25 protein-coding genes are annotated in these 23,879 nt (G+C 58.7%); 14 read left to right on the top strand and 11 right to left on the bottom strand.

Translation table 11 applies throughout. From position 1 onward, the window contains the following. Window positions 1–39: 39 nt before the first annotated feature. Together ACP0GE_RS18690 and xth are read left to right on the top strand one after the other, a co-directional pair. Entirely contained in the window at window positions 40–363 is a 324-nt protein-coding gene (locus ACP0GE_RS18690) for a HesB/IscA family protein (protein ID WP_424833410.1), read from the top strand. A gap of 182 nt (window positions 364–545) precedes the next feature. Further along, complete coding sequence (xth, locus tag ACP0GE_RS18685) at window positions 546–1,325, top strand: exodeoxyribonuclease III (protein WP_424833409.1); 780 nt, start codon at window positions 546–548, stop codon at window positions 1,323–1,325. A 5-nt stretch (window positions 1,326–1,330) separates the two neighbouring features. On the opposite strand, the gene ACP0GE_RS18680 is transcribed toward xth, so the two are convergent. Together ACP0GE_RS18680 and dksA are read right to left on the bottom strand one after the other, a co-directional pair. Continuing rightward, window positions 1,331–2,482: an FAD-dependent monooxygenase gene (locus ACP0GE_RS18680; RefSeq protein WP_424833408.1), complete on the bottom strand. Its 1,152-nt coding sequence runs from the start codon at window positions 2,480–2,482 to the stop codon at window positions 1,331–1,333. Between the two features lie 71 nt (window positions 2,483–2,553). Then, the gene (gene dksA / locus ACP0GE_RS18675) at window positions 2,554–2,976 is read right to left on the bottom strand and encodes an RNA polymerase-binding protein DksA (protein ID WP_424833407.1); all 423 of its coding nucleotides are present in this window, start codon (window positions 2,974–2,976) and stop codon (window positions 2,554–2,556) included. Window positions 2,977–3,339: 363 nt separating this feature from the next. Between dksA and ACP0GE_RS18670 the strand changes: the two genes are divergently transcribed. The 5 genes from ACP0GE_RS18670 (at window position 3,340) to ACP0GE_RS18650 (ending at window position 7,488) form a co-directional block, all read left to right on the top strand. Then, the gene (locus ACP0GE_RS18670) at window positions 3,340–4,185 is read left to right on the top strand and encodes an AAA family ATPase (RefSeq protein WP_424833406.1); all 846 of its coding nucleotides are present in this window, start codon (window positions 3,340–3,342) and stop codon (window positions 4,183–4,185) included. A 187-nt stretch (window positions 4,186–4,372) separates the two neighbouring features. Continuing rightward, window positions 4,373–4,762 carry an N-acetyltransferase family protein gene (locus ACP0GE_RS18665; protein ID WP_424833871.1) on the top strand — a complete coding sequence of 130 codons (390 nt, stop codon included), beginning with the start codon at window positions 4,373–4,375 and terminating at the stop codon, window positions 4,760–4,762. Further along, window positions 4,759–6,123 (top strand): DUF2927 domain-containing protein, encoded by a 1,365-nt coding sequence (locus ACP0GE_RS18660; RefSeq protein ID WP_424833405.1) that lies wholly within the window; start codon window positions 4,759–4,761, stop codon window positions 6,121–6,123. The genes ACP0GE_RS18665 and ACP0GE_RS18660 overlap by 4 nt, the downstream gene beginning before the upstream one ends. A 6-nt stretch (window positions 6,124–6,129) precedes the next feature. Continuing rightward, window positions 6,130–6,300, top strand: coding sequence for a hypothetical protein (locus ACP0GE_RS18655; protein ID WP_424833404.1), 171 nt, complete (start codon window positions 6,130–6,132; stop codon window positions 6,298–6,300). A gap of 3 nt (window positions 6,301–6,303) precedes the next feature. Further along, window positions 6,304–7,488, top strand: a complete 1,185-nt coding sequence (locus ACP0GE_RS18650; RefSeq protein ID WP_424833403.1) for a vWA domain-containing protein — start codon at window positions 6,304–6,306, stop codon at window positions 7,486–7,488. A gap of 76 nt (window positions 7,489–7,564) precedes the next feature. Here ACP0GE_RS18650 and ACP0GE_RS18645 read toward each other — a convergent pair whose 3' ends face one another. Then, window positions 7,565–8,383, bottom strand: a complete 819-nt coding sequence (locus ACP0GE_RS18645) for a DUF2189 domain-containing protein (protein ID WP_424833402.1) — start codon at window positions 8,381–8,383, stop codon at window positions 7,565–7,567. A gap of 197 nt (window positions 8,384–8,580) precedes the next feature. Between ACP0GE_RS18645 and ACP0GE_RS18640 the strand changes: the two genes are divergently transcribed. Continuing rightward, complete coding sequence (locus ACP0GE_RS18640; protein WP_424833401.1) at window positions 8,581–9,270, top strand: M48 family metallopeptidase; 690 nt, start codon at window positions 8,581–8,583, stop codon at window positions 9,268–9,270. 70 nt (window positions 9,271–9,340) lie between these two features. Here the strand turns inward: ACP0GE_RS18640 and ACP0GE_RS18635 are convergent, their stop codons facing one another. From ACP0GE_RS18635 to ACP0GE_RS18615, 5 genes are read right to left on the bottom strand one after another with little or no spacing between them, the layout of a single operon-like run. Continuing rightward, window positions 9,341–9,883: an RSP_2648 family PIN domain-containing protein gene (locus ACP0GE_RS18635; RefSeq protein ID WP_424833400.1), complete on the bottom strand. Its 543-nt coding sequence runs from the start codon at window positions 9,881–9,883 to the stop codon at window positions 9,341–9,343. Then, entirely contained in the window at window positions 9,880–11,079 is a 1,200-nt protein-coding gene (locus ACP0GE_RS18630; RefSeq protein WP_424833399.1) for an RSP_2647 family RNA methyltransferase, read from the bottom strand. Before ACP0GE_RS18630 ends, ACP0GE_RS18635 begins: the two co-directional genes overlap by 4 nt. A gap of 38 nt (window positions 11,080–11,117) precedes the next feature. After that, the gene (locus ACP0GE_RS18625) at window positions 11,118–11,390 is read right to left on the bottom strand and encodes a hypothetical protein (RefSeq protein ID WP_424833398.1); all 273 of its coding nucleotides are present in this window, start codon (window positions 11,388–11,390) and stop codon (window positions 11,118–11,120) included. Further along, window positions 11,374–14,169 (bottom strand): glutamine-synthetase adenylyltransferase, encoded by a 2,796-nt coding sequence (locus tag ACP0GE_RS18620; protein ID WP_424833397.1) that lies wholly within the window; start codon window positions 14,167–14,169, stop codon window positions 11,374–11,376. Before ACP0GE_RS18620 ends, ACP0GE_RS18625 begins: the two co-directional genes overlap by 17 nt. After that, window positions 14,166–14,555 (bottom strand): DUF4440 domain-containing protein, encoded by a 390-nt coding sequence (locus ACP0GE_RS18615; protein WP_424833396.1) that lies wholly within the window; start codon window positions 14,553–14,555, stop codon window positions 14,166–14,168. Before ACP0GE_RS18615 ends, ACP0GE_RS18620 begins: the two co-directional genes overlap by 4 nt. 150 nt (window positions 14,556–14,705) lie before the next feature. Between ACP0GE_RS18615 and ACP0GE_RS18610 the strand changes: the two genes are divergently transcribed. From ACP0GE_RS18610 to ACP0GE_RS18595, 4 genes are all read left to right on the top strand, one after another. Next, a complete protein-coding gene (locus tag ACP0GE_RS18610) occupies window positions 14,706–15,128 on the top strand; it encodes a DUF2852 domain-containing protein (RefSeq protein ID WP_424833395.1) in 423 nt (140 codons plus the stop codon). 63 nt (window positions 15,129–15,191) lie between these two features. After that, entirely contained in the window at window positions 15,192–15,623 is a 432-nt protein-coding gene (locus ACP0GE_RS18605; RefSeq protein WP_424833394.1) for an RDD family protein, read from the top strand. Between the two features lie 75 nt (window positions 15,624–15,698). Further along, window positions 15,699–16,523, top strand: a complete 825-nt coding sequence (locus ACP0GE_RS18600) for an arginyltransferase (RefSeq protein ID WP_424833393.1) — start codon at window positions 15,699–15,701, stop codon at window positions 16,521–16,523. A 5-nt stretch (window positions 16,524–16,528) separates the two neighbouring features. Beyond that, the gene (locus ACP0GE_RS18595) at window positions 16,529–16,918 is read left to right on the top strand and encodes a VOC family protein (protein WP_424833392.1); all 390 of its coding nucleotides are present in this window, start codon (window positions 16,529–16,531) and stop codon (window positions 16,916–16,918) included. 128 nt (window positions 16,919–17,046) lie between these two features. Here ACP0GE_RS18595 and ACP0GE_RS18590 read toward each other — a convergent pair whose 3' ends face one another. The 3 genes from ACP0GE_RS18590 to ACP0GE_RS18580 form a co-directional block, all read right to left on the bottom strand. Then, on the bottom strand, window positions 17,047–19,401 hold the full coding sequence (locus ACP0GE_RS18590) for a TRAP transporter large permease (protein ID WP_424833391.1): 2,355 nt from the start codon (window positions 19,399–19,401) through the stop codon (window positions 17,047–17,049). 17 nt (window positions 19,402–19,418) lie between these two features. Beyond that, window positions 19,419–20,345 carry a TRAP transporter small permease subunit gene (locus ACP0GE_RS18585; RefSeq protein WP_424833390.1) on the bottom strand — a complete coding sequence of 309 codons (927 nt, stop codon included), beginning with the start codon at window positions 20,343–20,345 and terminating at the stop codon, window positions 19,419–19,421. Window positions 20,346–20,464: 119 nt separating this feature from the next. After that, window positions 20,465–21,547 (bottom strand): TRAP transporter substrate-binding protein, encoded by a 1,083-nt coding sequence (locus ACP0GE_RS18580; protein WP_424833389.1) that lies wholly within the window; start codon window positions 21,545–21,547, stop codon window positions 20,465–20,467. A 249-nt stretch (window positions 21,548–21,796) separates the two neighbouring features. On the opposite strand from ACP0GE_RS18580, the gene ACP0GE_RS18575 reads away from it, so the two are divergent. Both ACP0GE_RS18575 and ACP0GE_RS18570 read left to right on the top strand, forming a co-directional pair. Continuing rightward, on the top strand, window positions 21,797–23,230 hold the full coding sequence (locus tag ACP0GE_RS18575; RefSeq protein ID WP_424833388.1) for a cache domain-containing protein: 1,434 nt from the start codon (window positions 21,797–21,799) through the stop codon (window positions 23,228–23,230). Beyond that, a complete protein-coding gene (locus ACP0GE_RS18570; protein WP_424833387.1) occupies window positions 23,230–23,874 on the top strand; it encodes a response regulator transcription factor in 645 nt (214 codons plus the stop codon). Before ACP0GE_RS18575 ends, ACP0GE_RS18570 begins: the two co-directional genes overlap by 1 nt. The last annotated feature ends 5 nt before the right edge of the window (window positions 23,875–23,879 follow it).

Below are 23,879 nucleotides of genomic sequence, written 5' to 3'. Positions count from 1 at the left end.
ATTGTAGAGCGCTGAGGAAATAAACCTTTGGAGACCGGCATGAATCTGCCCCCAACAGTTACAGATCGCGCCTTCGAACGCCTTGCTGAAATCGGCGCCGCTGATCAGGGGCAGGCCCTGCGGGTGGCTGTGGAAGGCGGTGGATGCTCTGGTTTTCAGTACGAAATCGCTTTGGATGAACCCAAAGATGACGACCTTGTACTGGAAGGCAAAGGCCAGAAGGTTATCGTCGACTCCGTCTCTTTGCCATTTCTGGAAAATGCCGTGATCGATTTCACCCAGGAATTGATCGGCGCGCGCTTTGTCATCGAAAACCCGAATGCCACATCGTCATGCGGCTGCGGTACGTCTTTTTCGATGTAGCCGCAGGTGGGGGCTTTGCCCCCACACCCCCAGGATATTTTTAGCCAGATGAAGAGGGATCCTTTACTTCATCTGGCTGTAAATATCCCGGAGCGCGAGGCAGAGCCTCGCAAAACCGCCCGCCACTTGCCGTTGGGTGTGTTCTGGGCGATAGGTTGCGAAAGCCTTTTGGAGGATCGCGCATGAAAATCGCCACGTTCAACATCAACGGCATAAAGGCGCGGGCCGAGGCTCTGCCCCGCTGGCTGGATGAGGCGCAGCCCGATGTCGTCCTGTTGCAGGAAATCAAATCAGTCGACGAAAACTTCCCCCGCGAATTGTTTGAAGAGCGTGGATATAATGTCGAAACGCACGGACAAAAAAGCTTCAATGGCGTGGCGATCCTGTCGAAACTTCCTTTGGAGGATGTAACGCGCGGTTTGCCAGGCGATGATGACGATGAACAGGCGCGCTGGATCGAAGCCACAATTGTCGGCAAAAAGGCGTTGCGGATTTGCGGATTGTACCTGCCAAACGGCAACCCGGTTCCGGGGCCAAAATACGATTACAAGCTGTCGTGGATGGAGCGTCTCTACGACCGTGCGCGCGCCCTATTGGCGACCGAAGAACCTGCCCTTATGGCTGGAGACTACAATATCATTCCACAGGCAGAGGATGCGGCCCGGCCCGACGCGTGGCGCGAGGATGCTTTGTTTCGGCCTGAAAGCCGTGCCGCATTCCGCAAAATTCTGAACCTTGGCTTTACCGAAGCGTTTCGAGCGATGACGCAGGGCCCCGAACACTATTCGTTCTGGGACTACCAAGCGGGCGCATGGAACCGGAATGATGGCATCCGTATCGACCATTTTTTGCTAACGCCACAAGCTGCCGACCTGATGCGGGAATGCCGGATCGATTCGGAAATCCGGGGACACGAAAAACCTTCGGATCATGTCCCGGTCTGGGTCGATCTGGATATCTGACAGATCTAAACAGTTGGATCGAAGTCGTAGATCCAATCGTATTTGCGCGCCAGTCGAGGGCCGACCACAGACAAAACACCCTGTGCCGCCAGTCGCATCGGACCGCGAAGATGAAATTTGCGCGCGTTCGCGCCAGCGGCGGCTACAACCTGAACAGCGCGCGGGCGCCTTGCGGCCTCATACGCGGCAAGCGCGCTGCCAATCCCGGATTGTTCGGCAAAGGCGCGTTGCAGAACCCAAGCGTCTTCGAGAGCCAAACAGGCACCCTGCGCCATGAAAGGCAGAGTTGGGTGTGCCGCATCACCTAAAAGCGCCAGCCGGCCATTCTGCCAGCTTTGCGCAACCGGGCGCAAAAACAAGGCCCATAAGTGCGCTTCGTCAACCCTGGCCAGAATCTCCCCGACCGGACCGCCGAAATCGGCGAAACGGGCACGCAGATCTTCAGGATCGCCTCGCCGCCTCCAGCCTTCTTCGGTCCAGTCCGAGCGTTCCTCGATCGCCACAACATTCATCAGGCTTTGCTCGCGCAATGGATAGGTAACCACGTGCCGCCCGGGGCCCATCGTCAATGACGCGCACGGCTTTTCCGAAGTCTGTGTCACTGGGACCGTTGCCCGCCAGGCAATCTGATGCGTAAACACAGGTGTTTCGGTGCCATTGAGAATTGGCCGGATCGCACTGCGCCCGCCATCGGCGGCAATCGCGCATTCGGTGCGCAGGCATTCGCCGCTGCGCAGAACGATTTCCGCCTCGGACGGATGCTTGTTTACTGTGGCGACTTGTGCGTTCAGACGAATATCCACGCCAGCCTGCCGCGCCGCGTCATGCAGCAGACCCAACAGATCGGCGCGATGATAGTAATAGGTCTCACCCGCCTCGGGAGGTGGAACACGGCTGATGATCCGCCCTGCCCGGTAGTCGCGCAAGATCGTGCCGTAGGAGATCTGACCCCTAGCGGGAACATCCCCGACAACGCCCAGAGCGCGTAATACACACATACCGTTTGCGCTGATCTGAAGCCCCGCCCCAACCTCGGTCAGTTCCGCAGCCTGTTCAAGAACGGTAACCTTTCCCCCCGCTTGCCGCAGCGCCAGCGCCGCCGCCAATCCGCCGATTCCGCCACCAATGACACAGAAGTTCAGGTCTTTGATATTCATGGCACAGGCTTAACGCAAAAACGCCGGGGCGGCAGGCCCCGGCGCTGATGTTTTTCCGAATTGTCCAGCGATCAATCGTCGCGGTGAACTTTCTCACGCCGTTCGTGGCGCTCCTGCGCCTCAAGCGTCATGGTTGCAATCGGGCGCGCATCAAGGCGTCTCAATGAGATCGGATCGCCGGTTTTCTCGCAATACCCGTACTCACCTTCGTCGATGCGGCGCAGGGCCGAGTCGATCTTGGCAACCAGTTTGCGCTGACGATCCCGGGTGCGCAATTCGAGGGCGCGGTCGGTCTCTTCGGATGCACGGTCGGCAACATCTGGAATGTTACGCGTGTTGTCCTGCAGACCTTCGATGGTATCGCGGCTGCCTGCCAAAAGTTCGTTTTTCCAATTCAACAGCTTGCGGCGAAAATACTCGAGCTGTCGGTCATTCATGAAAGGCTCATCCTCAGCCGGGCGGTAATCGTCCGGCAGGAAAACTTCCTGCTTCATATTTGCTCCCTCGGTATTGCCAGAAACGTCGGAGGCGATAACTTTACCTGACATTTGGCACCCCTTTCTGCGGTGCGTTTATCTGACAGCGCGGGGAATGTCACTATGCAAACGTCTACCCGGCCTGTCATCACGCTGCTCGGTCTAAATATGAGACTTTTAACAACAAAACCTTGAAATACTGTGGAAACAGGCGGGCATTTTCGCGGCATTCTTCGTTCACCTTCACCTGCCAGCCAAGCGAATCGATCACAAAGACTTGTAGTTGCAGGAGTTTCGCGCTGGCACGACGCAGCGACCTGGCTTGTAAAAAACCTGACCGCTCTGTAATCCCATTGGGGCGTAATCCGATACGAGGCCCAAATGACCGCTCGCTTTCAAGGCACTGCCGAATATGTCGCCACCGACGACCTGACCATTGCGGTAAATGCTGCGGTCACGCTGGAACGTCCGCTGTTGGTCAAGGGTGAGCCTGGCACCGGCAAGACCGAACTGGCCAAACAGGTGGCCGGCGCGCTGGGGTTGCGCATGATCGAATGGAACGTGAAATCCACCACCCGCGCGCAGCAGGGCCTGTATGAATACGACGCCGTCAGCCGTTTGCGCGACAGCCAGCTGGGTGAAGAACGCGTGCATGACGTCTCGAATTACATCCGCAAGGGCAAGCTGTGGCAGGCGTTCGAGGCTGACGAAAAGGTCGTTCTTCTGATCGATGAGATCGACAAAGCAGATATCGAGTTTCCAAACGATCTTCTGCAGGAACTCGATAAGATGGAGTTCCACGTCTACGAGACTGGCGAAACGATCCGGGCCAAGAACCGCCCGATTGTGATCATCACCTCGAACAATGAAAAGGAACTACCTGACGCGTTTTTGCGCCGCTGCTTCTTCCACTATATCCGCTTCCCGGATGAGGCCACCATGCGCCGGATCGTCGAGGTGCATCATCCCGGCATCAAAGAGGCGCTGCTGACCACTGCCCTGACCCAGTTTTACGAAATCCGTGAAACACAGGGGCTGAAGAAAAAGCCTTCGACCTCGGAAGTCCTGGACTGGCTAAAGCTTTTGCTGGCCGAGGATCTGAGCGCCGAGGACCTCAAACGAGACGGTGTCAACGCGCTGCCAAAGCTGCACGGGGCATTGTTGAAGAACGAGCAGGATGTGCATCTGTTCGAACGCCTTGCCTTTATGGCGCGCAGCCAGCGCTGATTGTCGCCGGTTCGGGTGACGTTCCGGTGATGGCGGCTTGCGTCTGTGCGGGGCGGATGGCAGCATATTCCCTAACACGGCAGTCGCAAAACAGCACCCGACGCCCGAGCAGGAAAGGACGCCCATATTGACCGACACTCTGTCGATCCGCCCCCTGCGCCCCGAAGACCGGGACGAATGGTCCGAGATGTGGCGCGACTATCTGGCGTTCTATGAAACCACTGTGCCAGACAACATATACGACACCACCTTTGCCCGGCTGCTGGGCGATGACCCGCAGGATTTCTCGTGTTTCGTGGCCGAGGCGAATGGGCGCTTGCAGGGTTTGACCCATTATCTGTTTCACCGCCACGCCTGGAAGGTTGAAAATGTCTGTTACCTGCAAGACCTCTTTGCACGCCCCGAGGCGCGCGGCACGGGCGTTGGCCGCGCCTTGATCGAGGCCGTTTATGCCGAAGCCGACCGTCAGGGCGCGCCCTCGGTCTATTGGCTGACGCAGGATTTCAACCATACGGCCCGTACGCTTTATGATCGCATCGGCAAATTGACGCCCTTCATCCGGTATAATCGTCCATGATGCGGTTTTTGGCCCCCTGCCTGATGGCGATGATGGCGGGATGCGCCAGTGTGAAACCCATCGAACAGCCCACCCGGGTACAGATCGCCGAGGCCGCGCTGCCGCCGGCGAAATCTTTCGGGGCGCCACGCCCATCCGCCCCAACCCGGTCCAACAAGAACATCGCCGCCGATTTTCTGGACCTGCATTTTGCGCTGGAAAGCGGCACACCCCTGCCCGTGTTCACCCGCTTTGAAGAACCGATCACTGTGCGATTGACCGGTACACCGACACGCTCAATGCAGACTGACCTGACCCGCGTGTTAAGGCGCATCCAGCGCGAGGCCGGGATAGATATTCGCCAGATCTCTGACGGGCAGGCCAATATCACCATCGAAGCCGTCAGCCAGAAGCAAATCCATCGGGTCCTGCCACAGGCCGCCTGTTTCGTGGTTCCCAATTCGTCCAGCCTGGAAGAGTACCGCAACGACCGGCGCAAGCGCAAAAGCAGCTGGGTCGAGTTGCGCAGCCGCGAACGGTTGGGCATTTTCATTCCGTATGACGCCAGCCCACAGGAAATCCGCGATTGCCTGCACGAAGAACTGGCACAGGCGCTTGGCCCACTGAATGACCTGTATCGCCTGCCGGACTCGGTCTTCAACGACGACAATTTCCACACAGTCCTGACCGGGTTCGACATGTTGATCCTGCGGACAGCTTATTCACCGGAGTTGCAGAACGGCATGACCAGGGATCAGGTCGCACAGGTTCTGCCCGGCGTGCTGAGGCGCCTGAACCCGCGCGGTGACAGGATTGCATACCAGCCTGTCACAGATACCCCGCGCGCTTGGATAAGATCGGTTCAACGGGCGCTTGGCCCGGGGGCTGGCAACGCCCGCCGCCTGCGCGCCGCGCAACAGGCTGCCGACATCGGGCAGGAGCAAGGTTGGACTGATCACCGCCGGGCGTATCCTCATTATCTGCTGGGTCGGATGCAGCAGTTCGACGACCCGGACGCCGCGCAACGCCAATACGAGATCGCACTGCAATACCTGAACACAAAGCCAGGCACCGACGTTCACCGCGCCCATATCACGGCGCAAACCGCTGCCAATGCTCTGGCAGATGGCCGTGGGCCCGAAGCTCTGCCCGAAATTGATCAGGCCATAAACGTAATGATGCAGGCGGAAAATGCCGCCTTGCTGGCAACGCTTATGCTGTTGAAATCCGAGGCCATGCGTCAGGCCGGGCGCACAGATCAAGCACGCACGGTCAGGCTGGACAGTATTGGTTGGGCGCGATACGGGTTCGGCTCGGACGTGGTGGTCCGCTCGGTATCTCAGGGGGTAGCGCAACGAACCGCCAGCAACACAAATGGATAGCGGCGCATGTTAGTTGTTTTGGGAATGGCCATTCTGGGGGCGATTTTGGGGGCTTTGACAGCGCGGAAACGCAAGGGCAGCAGGGCGGATATCGCGCAATACGCCGCCGGTTACGGCATCGCCTTTACCCTTGTTGGGCTGGTGCTGTCTCTGATCCTTGTCCGCCTGGTGGTATAGGCCATGTTCCTGCCCTTCTTCGAAAACCTTCGCAAGGCTGGCATCCCTGTTTCGTTGCGGGAATACCTGACCTTTCTGGAGGGCATGAAGAAGGGGTTGGCCACCTATGATGTCGAGGCCTTCTATTACCTCGCCCGCGTGTCGATGGTGAAGGATGAGCGCAACATCGACAAGTTCGACCGTGCCTTTGCTGCCAGTTTCGAAGGGCTGAACGAGATCAGCTTCGAACAGGTGCTCGAAGCAGTCGACATCCCTGCCGACTGGCTGGCCAAAATGGCTGAAAAACACCTGTCGGAGGAAGAAAAGGCTGAAATCGAGGCTCTTGGCGGTTTCGACAAGCTGATGGAAACCCTGCGCGAGCGTCTGGCCGAACAACAAGGCCGTCATCAGGGCGGCAATAAGTGGATCGGCACGGCGGGCACCTCTCCGTTCGGGGCCTATGGCTACAACCCCGAGGGCGTTCGGATCGGCCAGAAGGAAAGCCGTCACCAGCGTGCAGTCAAAGTCTGGGATAAGCGTGAATTCAGGAACTTGGATGACACAGTTGAACTGGGCACGCGCAACATCAAGGTCGCCCTGAAACGCCTGCGCCGCTGGGCACGCGAGGGCGCAGCCGAGGAGCTGGATCTGGACGGCACCATCCGCGCCACCGCCGAGCATGGCTATCTTGACGTTCAAACCCGCCCCGAACGTCACAACGCGGTCAAGGTGCTGCTGTTTCTGGATGTGGGCGGATCGATGGATCCGCATATCAAGGTTGTGGAAGAGTTGTTCTCGGCTGCGCGGACCGAATTCAAACATCTGGAATACTACTACTTCCACAATTGCCTGTATGAAGGCGTCTGGCGCGACAACCGCCGGCGCTGGAATGATCAGACCCCGACCCACGAGGTGTTGCGCACCTACGGCCCGGACTACAAATGCATCTTTGTCGGTGATGCCTCGATGAGCCCTTACGAGATCGCCTATCCCGGCGGGGCAAATGAGCACTGGAATAAAGAGGCCGGACAGGTCTGGCTGGCCCGGGCGCGCGAACAATGGGCATCAAACCTCTGGATCAATCCCGTGCCCGAGAAATACTGGGAATATACTCATTCCATCAGCATGATCCGTGAGATTTTTGAAGACCGTATGGTTCCGATGACGCTTGCCGGGTTGGAACAGGGTATGCGGGAGCTGACGCGCTGAGCGATGTCCGAAAGGCCGTTCATAACTTCGATCAACTAAAGCAACACCGAACGGCCCGGCCTGATGGTTGGATAGATCAGCTCTCCTCGGGTGGCACAGCACGTTGATAGAGATGCCATGTGGTATGGCCAAGGATCGGCAGGGTGAAGATCAGCCCCAGAAATGCCGGAACCAGCGACAACAGCATGGTGACCGAGACGATCGCCGCCCAGCCGAGCATGACCACCGGGTTTTCTACGACGACGCGGATGGACATCAGCATGGCGGAAACGAAATTGGTTTCCCGGTCGAGCAGCATCGGCATGGCGACAACGGTCACCGAGAACAGGACAGCCGATAGAAAGGCGCCAATGCAGGTGCCAACGGCAAGGAAAGTCCAGCCCTGCGAAGTGAAGAATACGGTGTTCATGAACCCGCCAAAATCCGAGAAGGATGCTTTTTGCAGGATGATCGCCAGCCAAAGCCGAACCTGATAAATCCACACCCAGAAAATGAACAGGGTGACGAAGGCCATCCAGCCCATTTCGCGCTTGCGCTGATTGGCCATGACGGTGAGGATTTCCGACCAGCCAAAACTCTCACCATTCTGCAACCGGCGGGACATCTCATAAAGTCCCGCAGCGGCGAAAGGTGCGACCAGCGGAAAGCCGACTATCGCGGGTATGATCATCCAGATCTTGCCGAGCCAGACCAAAACCCAAACCAGCAGAATGCCGAAAACCGCATAGAACAGTCCGAAAAAGCCGCTCATGACGGGGCGCGCCAGAAAGTCGGAAAACCCGGCTTTCAGCGACGCGGTAATATCCGCAGCCGTCACTGTGTTGACCTTGGGCATGGCCTGCCGCTGCGGCGTCGGATTTCCAGGTGATTTGGAACCTGTGGTCCTGGACGACATAATACACTCTCCCGAAAGTACAGCGCTGCGCTGATCCGTTGGCCAACTGCCCGGCGGTAACACAGACATCCTTCTTCCATAGACAAGGTTGCATCAGGTCGGGTCTAGGGGCAAGTGGCGGACATGGCAGCTTTGTCGCTCAAGCCTACTTCGATTTTGCGGTTGCCCTGCCCGCGCTGGAAACCCATATCTAATCTATGTTGCGTCTGACCCCCATCCTGCTGGCCGTGCTTTATGGTATCGCGATGTACCGGATCTCGGTCTGGCGCACCCATCGTGAACTGGATGCGAAGTCCACTGAATTGGCCGACCCGGCGTTGAAACGCATGACGGATCGTCTGGCCGCGGCGCTGGAGATCGATCGGGTGCCTGTTTACATCTATGAGATTGACCCGGTGAACGGGCTGGCGGCACCGGACGGGCGGATTTTCATCACCCGTGGATTCTATCGCAAGTTCAGCAACGGAGAGGTTTCGGCGGAAGAAATGGCCAGTGTCATTGCCCATGAGTTGGGCCATGTGGCGTTGGGACATGCGCGGCGGCGCATGATCGATTTCTCGGGTCAGAATGCCATGCGGGCAGCGCTGATGATGGTGCTGAACCGGTTTATTCCGTTCATCGGTGCCTGGATTGCGAATGCTCTGACCGCGTTGCTGGCTTCGCGCCTGTCCCGCGGGGACGAGTATGAGGCGGATGAGTACGCTGCTGCTTTGTTGACCAAAGCGGGGATTGGTATCGGGCCGCAGAAGTCTTTGTTCCACAAACTGGAAGATCTGACGCAACAGCGCGCGGGTGTCGTTCCGGCGTGGCTGATGAGCCACCCTAAGACGGATGAACGCGTTGCCGCGTTGGAGAAACTGGAACAGCGGTGGGGCGCTGAAGGATAGGTTCGGGAGCGAGGGGCCAGCCCCTCGCGCTCCCCGGGATATTTCTGGCCAGATGAAGAGTGGATCCCGCCTATTGGGTGAGGGATTTTCCCAGGCGTGGTAAGCGGGCCTTTTTCATCAGCGCGCGCAGGCCCCATTGATCGCCCGAAAGACGGTTGGCCTCTGCCAGCACACGACTGGCAAGATCGGCCATGCCCCTTGGGTCATTGAGCCAGAATCCGTGCAGCAGTGAATCGGGGTCGCAGCGAGACAGGCCTTCTTCGGCGAGTATGTTCTTGGGAAAATCTTTGGCGTTAACCGTGACAATCGCGTCGGCCGAGGCGGATACAGCTGTTGCCAGCACGTGGATGTCGGTGTTGTCCGGCAGCCAGAGGCGGCTTTCTACGCCAGGTACTGGGGGATGTTGGGCTTTTGGCCAATTGGCCTGCGTTAAGGCGATTTCGGCCCGGGCCTGTGCTTCGCCTTGGGGGCCGAGTTTGCGGGCCGCGCGAGCCCATTCTTCGAGGATGCGGGCGGACCAGATAGGCGTGAAATGGCCCAGCCTAGCTGCGCCCAGCAGCATTTCCCGCATCACGGTCGGGTAGATGACACAGGTGTCGAGGACAGCTTTCATAGGCGATAGAATACCGCTTTGAGATAGCCGCTTTCCGCCAATTGCGGCAGTTGCGGGTGGTCCGGACCGGCAAAGCCTGTGTGGATCAGTTGTGCCTGCCGTCCGGCCCGACCGATACCGCGCGAAGATGCGTCGCGGAACCGGCCCAGATCGGCGGCGTGCGAGCACGAACAGAGGCCGAGATAACCGCCCGGTTTCACCAGCGGCGCAGCCAGGCGCGCAATGCGCTCATAGGCGCGCAGGCCCGCGTCCAACGCCTGTCTCGAAGGTGCGAAGGCGGGCGGATCGCAAATGACAACGTCGAACTGCGCACCCTCCTTGGCGAGTTGGGTCAGAACATCGGAAGCATCGCCTTGCCGGGCCTGGAACCTGTCCGTGAGGCCAGAAACCTCGGCCCCTTTCTTTGCTAGCTCCAACGCAGCGGCTGAGCCATCGACCGAAAGGGCCTGCCCCGCCCCGCCTGCCAGCATCGCCAGACCAAAACCGCCCACATGGCTGAACACGTCCAACACCGAGGCACCCGGTTGAACCAGACGCGCAGCAAAGGCGTGGTTGGGACGCTGGTCGTAGAACAATCCGGTTTTCTGGCCGCCGGTCAGATCGGCCATGTAGGTCGCGCCGTTCATCGGCACCGGCAGAGGATCATTCGGCGTTGTGCCGCGCAGGGTTTGGTTTTCGTCGTCCAATCCCTCAAGCCCTCGGGTGCGGCCTGAGGCGTTCTTCAAAACGGTGGTCACGCCGGTGACTTTGACCAGAGCGTCCGTTAGCAGCTCCAGATGTGCTTCGGCCCAGGCTGCATTAGGCTGGATCACGCAGACATCATTGAAACGGTCGATGATGACGCCGGGAAAGCCATCCGCTTCGGCGTGGATCAAGCGATAGTACGGCGCGTCGAACAGGCGTTCGCGCATATCCAAAGCATGGCGAAAGCGCGTCTCGAACCATTCAGCGCTCAACTCGGCTGTGATATCCCGATCCAGAACACGGCACATGATTTTTGAGGCAGGATTCACGGCCACCAGCGCGATGGGTGCGCGTTTGTCATCCTCCAGAACCGCCAGCGCGCCGGCCGGGATTTTACGTGTACGGCGGTCAGCGACGATGTCATTGGCATAAACCCATGGGAAGCCATGGCGCAGGCCACGCGCGTTAGCTTTGGGTTTCAGGCGGATGCGGGGGCGCTCGGTTTGGGTCATGGCGCCCTCTTAGTGGTGAACGCGCCGGGGGGGAAGCCCTAGCGCGCGCGACCGCGCCAGCCTCCACGCCGTTTCGGGGCTTTTGCCGTTTCAAGGCCTTCGCGCAGGACCTGAGTCATCGGATGCTCGGCATCCTGTGCCGAATAGGCCGCGAACAGATCGGACAGGGCCTGTTTTTGATCCCTGTCAGTGGGAAAACCCAAAGCCCAATCCAGAAAGATACTGCGGCATTCGGGCAAAGCGATGCCCTCGATGCGGTATGCCTCGCGGATCAGACCTTTGGGGTCGTTTGGATCATCGCTGCGTGCCATCATCACCCTCCTCAACCACAGCGCCAATCAATTCGGCGGCAACGGCATAGCTGTCATGCAACGCGGATTGCAACTGTTGGACCTGCTCGAACCCGGTGGCGCGACACAGGAAAGCCGCCCCACCTTCACCGATCTTGTCCGCTTCGATCCCCTTGCCAGACAGCAGCCGAGCGGCGCATTGTACTGACCAACATAAATCGTAACAATCCTTCAAAGTTTGCGCCTGCGCGACATTCAGCAGGCCGGCTGCGACTGCGCCGTCCAGCCCGGCATGCACGTCGCGCTGTGTGACGCCGGCCAATAACGCGCCGGTTTCTGCAATCAGTTCGATATCCATCATACGACCGGGGCCGTTTTTTGCGTCCCAGACCCCGGCAGGAGACTTCGCCGCCGCCAGACGGGTGCGCATTTCGGCCACTTCGCGCAGAACTTTTGCGCGGTCGCGGGGGCGGGACAGGAACTCGGCCCGGAAAGCCTCGATATCTGAACGCAGGCTTGGATCACCAGCCACCACATGAGCGCGGGTCAGGGCCAGATGTTCCCAAACCCAGGCCTCATTCTGCTGATAATTGGTGAAACTGGCCCAGCTGGTTGCCACCGGCCCCTGATTGCCCGAGGGGCGCAGGCGCATATCGACCTCATAGAGCCGCCCCTGTGACATCGGGGCCGACAGCGCCGTGATCAAAGCTTGCGTAAACCGGGCATAATAAGTGCGCGTCGCCAGCGGGCGTGGACCGTCTGACATGTCCTGATCCAGCGAGTCGTAGATCACAATCATATCCAGATCGGATTGCGAGTTGATCCGACCTGCCCCTAACGACCCCATACCCAAAACAGCCGCCCCGCGTCCCGGAGCGGGCCCGTGTTTCGCAGCAAACTGCTCGGTCACGCAAGGCAGGATCGCAGCAATCACCGCTTGTGCAAGTTCGGCATATTGTCGCCCGGCCTGCGCGCCATCGATCAGCCCGCGCAGATGATGCACGCCAATCCGGAAATGCCATTCCTTGCACCAGCGCCGTGCCAGATCGAGTTGTGATTCATAATCGGTTTCAGCCGCCAAAGCCTGCGACAGCTCGGCCTGCAATGCCGCTTGCTCGGGCCAGTCAGAAAAGAAACTACCGCCAATCACGGCATCAAAAACCGAAGCATTGCGCGACAAATGCGCAGCCAGTGCGTGGGAAGTGCCCACAATATCGACCAACAGATCGATCAGATGCGGGTTGGCTTCAAACAACGAAAACAGCTGGACCCCGGCGGGCAATCCCGCCAGAAACCCATCCAGCGCGCGCAAGGCCTCATCCGGTTGTGCGGTCTTGGCCAGACGGGACAGAAGCTCGGGACGCAAGCGTTCAAATATACGCGCACCGCGCTGCGACCGCAGTGCAGGATACGTGGTCCAACGTGCAAGAATGCTCTGATCAAACGAAACCTCCTGCATGGGCTGGGGTGCCGGCGACGGCCCCGGGGCAAAAAACCCCTCAGTCAGCGCATGCACTTCGGTCAATCGATCAGTCAGATCAGCCACTAGGTCGTCGCTGCTGATCCCCATAAGGCAGGCCACCCGTTCGATCCCGTCCGCAGATTGCGGCACTTTGTGAGTCTGCGCATCATGAACCATCTGGATACGGTGCTCGACCTCGCGATGAGCGCGATAATGGTTGGCCAGTTTGTCAGCGACATCCTCTGGCACCCAACCTTTCCGCGCCAACGCTGCCAGACCGGGCACCGTTCCGCGAACGCGCAGATCGGTGTCTCTGCCCCCGGCGATCAACTGCCGGGTTTGAGTAAAGAACTCGATCTCGCGAATGCCGCCCTGCCCCAGCTTCATGTCATGCCCGGGAACCGACAGCGCGCCACCGGTTCCCTTGTTCTCGCGGATGCGCAGGCGCATGTCGTGGGCGTCCTGAATGGCCGCGAAATCCAGATGTCGACGCCAGACGAAGGGGCGGATAGCCTCCAGGAACCTCTCGCCTGCAGCAATGTCCGCTGCGCAGGGTCGGGCCTTGATATACGCCGCCCTCTCCCACGTGCGGCCCAGGCTTTCGTAATAGCGTTCGGCCGCCTCGGCGGCGAGGCACACGGGCGTAACCGCCGGATCGGGGCGGAGCCGGAGATCAGTGCGAAACACATACCCGTCCGCCGTCTTATCGCTGAGCGTGGCACAGAAGTTCCGCGTGGCCCGTACCATGCCTTGCCGCGCCTCGTAGAAGTCATCCGGGTCAAAACGGGTTTCATCAAACAAAACGATCAGGTCGATGTCCGAGCTGTAGTTCAGCTCATGCGCCCCCATCTTGCCCATCGCCAAAATGATCATCCCGGCAGCAGTTTGGATGTCATCTTCGACCATCCCCGGCAGCTTGCCCCGGCGGATCAACGCGGCGATTTCCGCCTTGGCCGCCAAATCCGCTGCCAAAGCACCGAAATCCGTCAACGCAGCAGTCACCTTTTCCAATGCCCAGGCACCCGCCAGATCAGCCAGAGCCGTCAGCAGCGCAAACCGTCGCTTGGCTTGCCGCAAACCGGGTTTCAGCTGATCTGGCGGCAGTGCCTCGGCGGCTCGCATCACCTGCGCCAGCGCTTGGTCCGGTTGGTTTAGTGCCTCGGCCAGCCAATCCCGCTCACGGTCTATCAGTCCCTTCAGATAAGGGCTTGACCCGGCCGTTCCGGCAATCAGTTCGGCCTGTTCGGGCGTGGCATCCGACAGCAAATTCCGCGTCTCATCCCCCAGCGACCGATCAAAAGCGCGCGGCACTCGGCTGATGTTCAACGGTCCGCTCATTTCGCCTCCAGCGGCGTGTCCTGGCTAAAGCTGTTGACCCAGACGTCGTGACGCCTCTCCCATAGCGACGAAATCAGCATTGCGTCCCACACCGCTGCTCCGGGGCGTTGATAGTCCGCCCGGTAGGATAGCAATACGACCTCGGGCGCCAAAACACGCAACCGGGCTTCACTCAGTTTATAGTCTGCCATGGTCGGCGCGTCGGCAAACTGGCCAACATGATCGTCGCGGTTGGCAAACCCGGTCGGATAAACGCCCAGAAAATCCGGGCTCAGCAACGCCCGGTCGGCCTGCGCATTGCCTTCAACCAAAGCGGACCAAACCTGCTTTTCCAAAGTCAGAATTTCATCAAGGGTCGGAGGTGAAGTTTGTTCGATATTCTGCATAAGCGGAACCTGCGCCGGTTCCCTCTGGGCGTCAACCGGTCAGGTTCTGAAGAAAAATGTAAATCTTTTTCACATCCCCCCTTGCAACCCCGTGATCGCCGCCCCATCTTGACAATGTGAAAACAATTTACATCAACCCGGAGACCTCAAATGACCGCATTGTCCGACACCGCCGTCCCCTCAAATCCGGGATGGCTCTATCGTGCCGAGGCCTGGCTGGACAGCAAAGGCAAAGGTGCCTGGATCGCCGCCATGGTCCTTGGCTTTATTTTCTTCTGGCCCATCGGGCTGGCCTTTCTGGCCTATATGATCTGGAGCAAACGCATGTTCAGCAAATCCTGCAGCCACCGCAAATCGTGGCACAGCCACATGAACGCCATGAAACCATCGGGCAACAGCGCGTTTGACTCCTACAAAGCCGACACGCTTGCACGTTTGGAGCGCGAACAGCAAGAGTTCGAATCCTTCCTGCGCCGCCTGCGCGAAGCCAAGGACAAGGCCGAGTTCGACCAGTTCATGGAGGAGCGCGCCCGGGAAAATACCGACGAGGCGGAAAACGGCAATCACGCCTGATCCACGCTTGCCCTGTCCCTTAATTCGGGACAGGGTATCCACGACCCTAACCCGGACATTCCAATGAACCACCTGCCCGATCCGGACACCCAGCCGGAATTCTACCAATCCGTTGCGATCAAACGTTTCTTAGCCTGGCTGTTTGATATCGCCTTCATTTCCCTGCTTTGCACCGTTGCAATTCTGCTGACCTTTGGAATGGGCTTTTTCATCCTGGCGCTGATCTACGCCGTTGTAAGCTTTATCTATCGGGTCGTAACGATTTCGAACGGTTCGGCAACACTGGGCATGCGATTTATGGGCATCGAACTGCGCGACGCCTTTGGTGCGCGTATGGATACCGGCAAAGCCGTCGCCCACACGGCTGGCTATTTCGTCAGCATGGCCTTTCCGGTGCTTCAGATCATCTCGGTCATCATGATGATGACCAGCGCCCGGTGTCAGGGCCTGACCGATGCATTCCTCGGTACCGTGATGATCAACCAGCGTGCCTGATATTCCATTTCGTGAATCACTTGGCGGCTCCCGGAACCGTTGTTATCATCCGGTTTCAGGAAACACGGGACATTCATGCGACACACGCTGCCAATTGCGCCGCAATTCTATGTGACGGCACCGCAACCCTGCCCTTACCTTGAGGGCAGGATGGAGCGGAAGCTGTTCACCGCGCTTCAGGGCGACGGTGCAGACCAGCTGAACAATTCCCTGTCACAACAAGGGTTTCGCAGGTCTCAGAACGTTCTCTACCGCCCATCCTGCAGCGAATGCTCGGCCTGCCTGTCAGCCCGGCTGGATGTCTCGAAATTCCACCCGAACAAAAGCCAGAAACGCGCAGCCAGACGTAATTCCTACCTGCAGCGACGGGCCACGTCCCCATGGGCGACCGACGATCAGTTCGACCTGTTCCGCCGTTATCTGGATGCGCGCCATGCCGATGGCGGCATGGCCGATATGGATGTGTTCGAATTCGCCGCAATGATCGAGGAAACCCCGATCCGCAGCCGTGTTGTCGAATATGCCGACCCGAAAACCGGCAATCTGATCGCCGTCAGCCTGACCGATGTATTGGATGACGGGCTCAGCATGGTTTATTCGTTCTACGACCCGGATCTTCAGCAAAACTCGCTGGGCACCTATATGATCCTCGATCACATCGACATCGCGCGCGAGGCTGGCCTGCCCTATATCTATTTGGGCTATTGGGTGCCGGGCAGTCCCAAGATGGGCTATAAGGCAAAATTCTCCGGGCTCGAAATCTACATGAAAAACGAATGGCGCGCGGTCAAAGACCCGGACATGTTGGCCGATGCAACCCACCATCCATTGTCCACACAGCCGATCGCTGAACAGGTCGCCAGCATCCAGTTGCCCGACAGACACCCCACCAAAGGATAAAATCAATGCGGCAAAGCCTGCATGCCGTCACCCTGGTGGTGCCGGATTATGATGATGCAATTGCGTTTTACACCAAGACCCTCGATTTCGCCCTGACACAGGATATTGACCTGGGCGATGGAAAACGTTGGGTTCTCGTGGCGCCGAAAGGATCAGACGGCGCGTCGATCCTGTTGGCCAAAGCAGACGGCGCGCAGCAGAAAGCCGCCATCGGCAACCAAACCGGAGGCCGGGTTGGCTTTTTCCTGCAAACGGACGATTTCCAACGCGACCACGCCAACATGTGTGCCGCTGGCGTCACATTCGAAGAAGATTCCCGCCATGAGCCCTACGGCACCGTCGCCGTCTGGCGCGACCCATTCGGGAACCGCTGGGACCTGATCCAGTTCGCCTGATCCATTCCTTCATCTGGCCGAAAATATCCCGGGGATGAATTGGCCGCAGGCCAAGAAGGGGCTGGCCCCTTCATGACCGGCAAAGCAAAGGGGGCCTGCGGCCCCCTTTTCCGTTAACTAATGCCGGATCAGTTTGGGATCAGATCAGGAATGATGGTCACAATGGTCGGGAAGAACCAAAGAATCCCGATCCCAACCACCTGAATGATCACGAAGGGAATGATGCCCCGGTAAATATGCCCCGTCGTGACTTCTTTCGGCGCAACACCTCTCAGGTAGAACAGCGCAAAACCGAACGGCGGTGTCAGGAACGAGGTCTGCAGGTTCACCGCCACCATGATCGTCACCCATTTCGGATCGAACGACCCGCCATAGATCACCGGACCCACGATGGGGATCACGATGTAGATGATCTCGAGGAAATCCAGTACGAAGCCAAGGATGAACAGAACCAGCATCACGATCAGAAAGACCGTGAACTCATTGTCGAAACTGCGCAGGAACTGCTGGATGTAGTGCTCACCGCCAAATGAAATCACCACCAGGTTCAGCAACTGAGACCCGATCAGGATGGTGAAGACCATCGATGTTACCTTGGCCGTCTCGCGGACAACCGGGGTCAGAACACCGCTTGAGAACAGCACCCAGCAGCCGAACAACAGCCCGAACAGCGCGTACAGGTAGGCCGCATAGGCGATCACAAACGCGATCCAGGATTCAACGCTCACATTGTCCTGATTGATCCTCAGGTCAAAATTCACGCCCATCAGCAATGCGATGATCACCGCAAAGGTGGACCAGATGATCACTTTGCCGGACCGACCCTGATCCTGAAGCTTCCGATACGCCGCCAACATGATCGCACCACCGGCACCCAGAGCCGCCGCCGGGGTCGGGTTTGTGACCCCGCCCAGAATTGAGCCCAATACGGCAATAATCAGAACCAACGGCGGGAATACCACGCGGATCAGATCATTGGTCGCACAGCGTGCCGCAGCCTCCTTGCATCCATAAAGCGCCAAGGCAAACGGTGCGGCGAGCAACAGAAACGTCCAGCCAGAGGAGGTTGTCGGCGCGATCAGCAGAACATCCACCAAAAGCATCAGTAACAGCCCAATGGCCCCAAGGATCAGCGGTTGCACCGGCCGTGATGGCGCAATCCCGCGCCCCAGAACCAATGTCAGACCCAGCAGCACCACGATGACCGCAACACCCGTACCGATGGGTGCAGCCGCTGCGATCTTGGCGTCGCGTGCCGCGGTCAGTTCCTCTTCGCTCAACCGCTGTGCTTCGGCAGCGCCACCCGCCGCGTCAATTGCCTCCTGTTCGGCCACAGCCTGATCCCAGGCCGCCTGCCCGTGCAATTCGATCATTGACGCCTGACATTCCGGCGACACATTCGTCCGCAGCGAGGCGCCTTCACCAATATCCGAGAACGCAGAGACCGAGATGTTCTGACTGCCGACCACACCGGCGCTGCCCAACAGAACCGTCCCCACAATCAGCGCAACCGGAGCCCCCAGCAACCAGATCAACCCTTCCGAACGCGTAATCGCCTCGCCACTGCCGCCCGACAGTTCGACAGCCGGAGCCTTGTCTGGGTTCAGCAACGCGTAACCAAAGGCATAAAGCGCGTAAAGCAACGCAAGCATGATCCCCGGAAGCAGAGCCGCCTGGAACAGCGTCCCAACCGAAACCACCGCCGGTTCGCCCAGATAGGTCAGCGCATCCGAGCAGCCAGCATCCTGCGCGCGCGTCTCTTGCGCGGTCGAATAAAGGTCACCGGCCAGCGTTCCCAGCAGGACAATCACGATGGACGGAGGGATGATCTGCCCCAGCGTGCCCGAGGCCGCAATCACACCGGTCGCCAGTTCCGGCGAGTAGTTGTTCCGCAGCATCGTGGGCAAGGCCAGCAGACCCATCGTCACCACAGTCGCGCCCACGATCCCCGTCGACGCCGCCAGAAACGCACCCACAACCACAATGGACACCGCCAGACCACCCGGCAGCGGCCCAAAAACCCGCGCCATCGTGGTCAGCAGATCGTTCGCGATCTTCGAGCGTTCCAGCGTAATCCCCATCAGCACGAACATCAGAACGGCCAGCAGAGTCTCAATTGACTGCCCCGCCAGAACCCGCTCGTTCATGCGGTTGACGATAAAGGACACATTCCGGTCCAGCGCGGTTTCCCACCCCGATGGGAAAACCGGCTCGCCTATTGTCGGCAGGTCCGGATATCGGAACACGGATATGATGTCAGGTTTGACCCCGGAATTCACCAGATCCCGATAGGCCTGCGTGCTTGTGTCGATCGCCTGATGTACCAACAGCCCGGCGCTGTCCAACGCGGCGATGATCCCGAATGAGATGATGCCCGCGCCACCGATGGCAAAGGCCACCGGGAAACCGGACAGGATGCCTCCGAAAAGGCAGAAAAATACGATAATGAGGCCTATTTCGACGCCATCAAGTCCGAATAGCATTGTCTGGTTCTCCGTCCTTAATGCGCGCCTTCATAGGCTTCTTCACCCTCGCCGAGGCTGTCCTTGTCGAGGTATTTTCCTTCGCTCGCTGGCCCTTCCACATATTCCAGATAGGATCGCCACAGGAACGCTATTGCGTGTAAAAACACCATGCCGGCGAAGAGAACGAGAAGGATTTTGAACAGGAAATAACCGTTGAAACCGTTGGGGCTGAACCCGATGGTTTCGACATTCCAGCGCAGGGCGCGGGATTTGGCCAGCAACCGGTCCAACGTGTCACTGGCTGATGGTTTCGGCACGATCAGATGCCGCCACATGAAGTACCAGCCATACATCCATGTCAGCACAGCCATGGGCATCATGAACAGTATTGCGCCCAGCATGTCGACGACACGCTTAGCCCGGTGACTGATCCCCGCATAGATCAGATCAACCCGCACGTGCCCGCCCTGCACAAAGGTATATGTGCAACACAGGCATACAACCATGGCATTGTACAGCTTCAGCTCTTCCGAGTACCAGCTGATGTCCATCTGCAGCGGAATACCAAAGCCAAAGGACATATCGGGGCGTGTAAATACGCGCTGCATGAACACGATTACGATTTGCTGAATCACCATCAGCAGACCCGCCCAGGCGAAGAACCGGCCGGTTGTATTAGCAAAGCCTTCCAGCCCGCGCACCATGCCCCACATGAAGTTGCGGTGATACAACCCAACAGCTGTCAGAACCAGAAACAGTGTGAAGATCACAAAGAAGAACTCGACCGATCCGCCATAGTAGACAAAGCGCATAATCGCTTCTTTGTCCGACCAGTTCAGCCAGAGCTGCGGATGCGTGATGGCGTATCCGAAATTATAGAAGGCTTCGGCGATGTTCTGAATGAACCAGACCAGTCCATTCCATAGGGCGCCGAAGAACGAGATACCGTTTTCGTCCTGCATGTTGTCCCCGGGTCGCATCGGTTGCACGTTTGGTTATTGTGGCATGTCCGAGCCGCTTATGTGCAACGGGAAAGGCTCCCCCGACAAGCGGGGGAACCGATGACTATTGACGGGATCGCTTAGGCGCGAACGCGGTCGCGCTGTGCGGTGTAGACACCCGACGACAGGTTGTTCCAGGCCGAGGACTCTGCCATCGACTTCATCGCGCTGTCATGGATGCGCTTGAACAGATCGTCGCCCATGTATTGGTCCAGAACTTCCTGGCTGGCCTGACCGAAGGCATCCCATACCGGATCCGGGAACTCCATGACCTTGACACCAGCGGCCTGCAGACGCGCAAGCGCCGCACCGTTGTTCGCAAGGAACTGAGCCAGGTTCCACTGGTGGCACTCAGCCGCCGCAATCTCGATGATCTTTTGCTGAGCGGCGCTCAGGCTGTCATAGACCTCGCGGTTGGTTGCCAGCGACAGACCCGCACCCGGCTCGTGGAAGCCCGCAGTGTAGTAGGTCTTGGTGATTTCCTGGAAGCCCGCCTTCTCGTCGGCCCACGGACCGATCCACTCGGTTCCGTCAATCGCGCCGGACGACAGCGCCTGATACACTTCCGAACCCGGAATGTTCTGAACGGATGCGCCCAGTTTGCCCAGCGCTTCGCCGCCCAGACCCGGCATGCGGAATTTCAAGCCATTGAAGTCTTCGGGGCTATTGATCTCTTTCGAGAACCAACCACCTGCCTGCGCACCGGTGTTACCGGCCAGGAAGGATTTCAGGCCGAAGATTTCGCCCAGTTCGTCATGCAGCTGCATACCACCGGCGTGGTAGTACCAGTTCACCAGCTCCTGCGCGGTCATGCCGAAGGGAACAGCGGTGAAGAACGCATAGCCCGGGTGCTGACCGACAAAGTAGTAGTCTGCCGCGTGGTACATATCGGCCTGTCCGGACGACACCGCGTCGAATACTTCGAACGCGCCAACCAGCTCACCAGCGGCTTTGATTTCAACGTTCAGATTGCCGTCCGACATGGTGGTGATGCTGTCAGCACAACGCTGGGCGCTATCAAACACGCCCGCAAGGCCGCGGCCCCACGACGTCACCATAGTCAGCGTGCGCTTGCCCTGCGCATATGCTGGCGCTGCCAGAGCAGTCGCCGCAGCAGCCGACCCGCCCAATGCGGATTTTTTTAGAAATGAACGACGGTCCATATGAGTCTTCCTCCCCTGCATATTCACTTCCCGGTGAAAACCGGGCCTGTCGTTACCAGTGCGCGTAACCCTATAGGCACACATACGAATGTGAATACCAACTACTGCGTAGAAAGTTTGGTTTTTTGCCGGTTCAAAGCCAAAAAACCTGGCCGCATTCACTACAAAAACGATGATTACCGGACCCTTGCCGCCTGATTCTGCCCAATCTTTTTGCAATTTCCGCCCGGCTTGCGTATCGATTCGATCATGGGAGGATTCCGAAATCTGCTCTCGCTGACCTACGCGCAGAAACTGTCGCTGGTCGCGGCTATTCCTTTGATCGCAGCGGTGGCTGCGATTGCCTTGGTGGTCGCCTATCAGGCCCGCGCGACAGCCGAGCGTGAGATTCAGGCGCTTGAACGTAGCCTGATCGCCGCCAAAGAGGACGAATTGCGCAACTACGTCACTCAGGCGCGCAATGGTTTTGCTTATATTTATGGGCGTGCCGCGCCGGATGACGATGGCGCCAAGAACCTTGTTACCCAGATCCTCTCAGCAATGATTTACGGTAAGGACGGGTTCTTTTTCGTCTATGACTATGATGGCAACAATCTGGTCAGCCCGCGCCAGACCGAGTTCATCAATCGCAACTGGGTTGGCCTGACGGATAGCGACGGCACCCCGGTCGTGAACGAATTCATTCGACTGGCCCGGCAGGGTGCAGGCTGGCACAGCTTTATGTGGGAAAAGCCCTCAACAGGGGAAGAGGCGCAGATGATCGCCTATGTGGTGGGGCTGCAGGACTGGCGCTGGGCCGTGGGCACCGGGGTATTCATCGACGATATTGTCGCAACCGTTGCCAACGCCCGCGCCGAGGTCGAAGCCCGGGTTCAGAGGACGTTCCTCTATATCGGCGGCATCGTGCTGGCGGCTGTGCTGATCGTCTTCGCCTCGGGCATGTTGCTGAATATCCGAGAGCGCAGGCTGGCCGACGCCAAGCTCAAGGAACTAACGCAACGCGTCTTCGATGCGCAAGAAGAAGAACGCGGACGCGTGGCGCGGGAACTGCATGATGGTATCAGCCAGATCCTTGTGGGCGTGCGCTATGCGCTCGACAACGCGCGCCGCCGTTTGTCTCGCGGAGACGATGCCGGGGCACAGGCCCCGCTTGAGAAGGGTATCGACAATCTGGGGTCCGCGATCACCGAAGTCCGACGTATCAGCCGTGACCTGCGTCCCGGCGTGCTGGACGATCTGGGTCTTGGACCCGCGCTCAAGGCGCTGACCGACGATTTCCGCGAACGGACGGGGATCGAGACAGAATTCTCGACCGTGGTTTTCCGCAACCGGCTGGATCAGGACAGCAAGATCGCCCTTTATCGAATTGCGCAAGAGGCACTGACAAATATCGAACGCCACTCGGGCGCGACACGTGTGACGATCGATCTGCGGGGGCATAAGAAAGGTGCTACCATGCGGATCACCGACAATGGTCAGGGCTTACGCAGCGAACCGGGTCAGGTCAGCACCGGGATCGGCTTGCGCAACATGCAAGAGCGTATCGAACAGCTTGACGGGTCGCTGCGCATTCTGTCATCACGCGGCACCCGCAGCGGCACCGCGATCGAGGTGAGCCTGCCCCTCAGCCGCATGCTTGCACCGCAGGAAGATGCAACACCGAACAGAAAGGCCGGAGCCTGATGTCCGAAACGACCCGCGTTCTTATCGTCGACGACCATCCGATGGTTGCAGAAGGGATTCAATCTCTTTTGGAAAGCTATGATGAGATCGAAGTGGTCGGCACCTTGTCTAACGGCCAGGACGCCATCGATCAGGCCGAGCGCCTGCAGCCGGATGTGATCCTGATGGACCTGAACATGCCCGGCCTGGGTGGCCTGACCGCGACAGAGATCATTCTAGAGCGCCTGCCCGACACCCGTGTCCTGATCCTGTCGATGCATGATAGCCCCGAATACATCTCGACCGCACTGAGCCATGGGGCGAAAGGCTATGTACTCAAGGATGTGCCCACGGACGAAATCAAACAGGCCATCGACGCTGTAATGCGAGGCGAGCAATACTTGTGCACCGGTGCCAGCGGATCGCTGGAACCAAAACACGGCGAGACCCGCGAGGCGTTGACCGGGCGGGAACAGACCATTCTGTTGGAGCTGGCGCAGGGCAAGTCCAACAAAGAGGTCGCACAGGTGCTGGATATCTCGGTGCGTACGGTTGAAACCCACCGCAAGAACATCAAGCGCAAGCTCGGTATCTCCTCCACGGCGGGATTGACGCGATACGCAATGGAGCATGGCGTTTTGCAAGGGACCGGCCATAGTTTCTGACTGCA

Source organism: Ruegeria sp., from assembly GCF_965243365.1.
Lineage (GTDB): Bacteria > Pseudomonadota > Alphaproteobacteria > Rhodobacterales > Rhodobacteraceae > Ruegeria.
The sequence above is the reverse complement of the archived record's forward strand: the minus strand, read 5'-3'. Positions and strand labels throughout refer to the sequence as shown.

Coding starts and splice junctions, on each gene's coding strand:
- ACP0GE_RS18570 (WP_424833387.1), top strand. CDS start 23,230: ATGTCCGAAACGACCCGCGTTCTTATCGTCGACGACCATCCGATGGTT.
- ACP0GE_RS18610 (WP_424833395.1), top strand. CDS start 14,706: ATGACCGCATTGTCCGACACCGCCGTCCCCTCAAATCCGGGATGGCTC.
- ACP0GE_RS18585 (WP_424833390.1), bottom strand. CDS start 20,345: ATGCAGGACGAAAACGGTATCTCGTTCTTCGGCGCCCTATGGAATGGA.
- ACP0GE_RS18630 (WP_424833399.1), bottom strand. CDS start 11,079: ATGACCCAAACCGAGCGCCCCCGCATCCGCCTGAAACCCAAAGCTAAC.
- ACP0GE_RS18595 (WP_424833392.1), top strand. CDS start 16,529: ATGCGGCAAAGCCTGCATGCCGTCACCCTGGTGGTGCCGGATTATGAT.
- ACP0GE_RS18615 (WP_424833396.1), bottom strand. CDS start 14,555: ATGCAGAATATCGAACAAACTTCACCTCCGACCCTTGATGAAATTCTG.
- ACP0GE_RS18575 (WP_424833388.1), top strand. CDS start 21,797: ATGGGAGGATTCCGAAATCTGCTCTCGCTGACCTACGCGCAGAAACTG.
- ACP0GE_RS18645 (WP_424833402.1), bottom strand. CDS start 8,383: ATGTCGTCCAGGACCACAGGTTCCAAATCACCTGGAAATCCGACGCCG.
- xth (WP_424833409.1), top strand. CDS start 546: ATGAAAATCGCCACGTTCAACATCAACGGCATAAAGGCGCGGGCCGAG.
- ACP0GE_RS18690 (WP_424833410.1), top strand. CDS start 40: ATGAATCTGCCCCCAACAGTTACAGATCGCGCCTTCGAACGCCTTGCT.
- ACP0GE_RS18580 (WP_424833389.1), bottom strand. CDS start 21,547: ATGGACCGTCGTTCATTTCTAAAAAAATCCGCATTGGGCGGGTCGGCT.
- ACP0GE_RS18655 (WP_424833404.1), top strand. CDS start 6,130: ATGTTAGTTGTTTTGGGAATGGCCATTCTGGGGGCGATTTTGGGGGCT.
- ACP0GE_RS18640 (WP_424833401.1), top strand. CDS start 8,581: ATGTTGCGTCTGACCCCCATCCTGCTGGCCGTGCTTTATGGTATCGCG.
- ACP0GE_RS18680 (WP_424833408.1), bottom strand. CDS start 2,482: ATGAATATCAAAGACCTGAACTTCTGTGTCATTGGTGGCGGAATCGGC.
- ACP0GE_RS18660 (WP_424833405.1), top strand. CDS start 4,759: ATGATGCGGTTTTTGGCCCCCTGCCTGATGGCGATGATGGCGGGATGC.
- ACP0GE_RS18620 (WP_424833397.1), bottom strand. CDS start 14,169: ATGAGCGGACCGTTGAACATCAGCCGAGTGCCGCGCGCTTTTGATCGG.
- ACP0GE_RS18590 (WP_424833391.1), bottom strand. CDS start 19,401: ATGCTATTCGGACTTGATGGCGTCGAAATAGGCCTCATTATCGTATTT.
- ACP0GE_RS18665 (WP_424833871.1), top strand. CDS start 4,373: ATGTGGCGCGACTATCTGGCGTTCTATGAAACCACTGTGCCAGACAAC.
- ACP0GE_RS18600 (WP_424833393.1), top strand. CDS start 15,699: ATGCGACACACGCTGCCAATTGCGCCGCAATTCTATGTGACGGCACCG.
- ACP0GE_RS18670 (WP_424833406.1), top strand. CDS start 3,340: ATGACCGCTCGCTTTCAAGGCACTGCCGAATATGTCGCCACCGACGAC.
- ACP0GE_RS18650 (WP_424833403.1), top strand. CDS start 6,304: ATGTTCCTGCCCTTCTTCGAAAACCTTCGCAAGGCTGGCATCCCTGTT.
- ACP0GE_RS18625 (WP_424833398.1), bottom strand. CDS start 11,390: ATGGCACGCAGCGATGATCCAAACGACCCCAAAGGTCTGATCCGCGAG.
- dksA (WP_424833407.1), bottom strand. CDS start 2,976: ATGAAGCAGGAAGTTTTCCTGCCGGACGATTACCGCCCGGCTGAGGAT.
- ACP0GE_RS18635 (WP_424833400.1), bottom strand. CDS start 9,883: ATGAAAGCTGTCCTCGACACCTGTGTCATCTACCCGACCGTGATGCGG.
- ACP0GE_RS18605 (WP_424833394.1), top strand. CDS start 15,192: ATGAACCACCTGCCCGATCCGGACACCCAGCCGGAATTCTACCAATCC.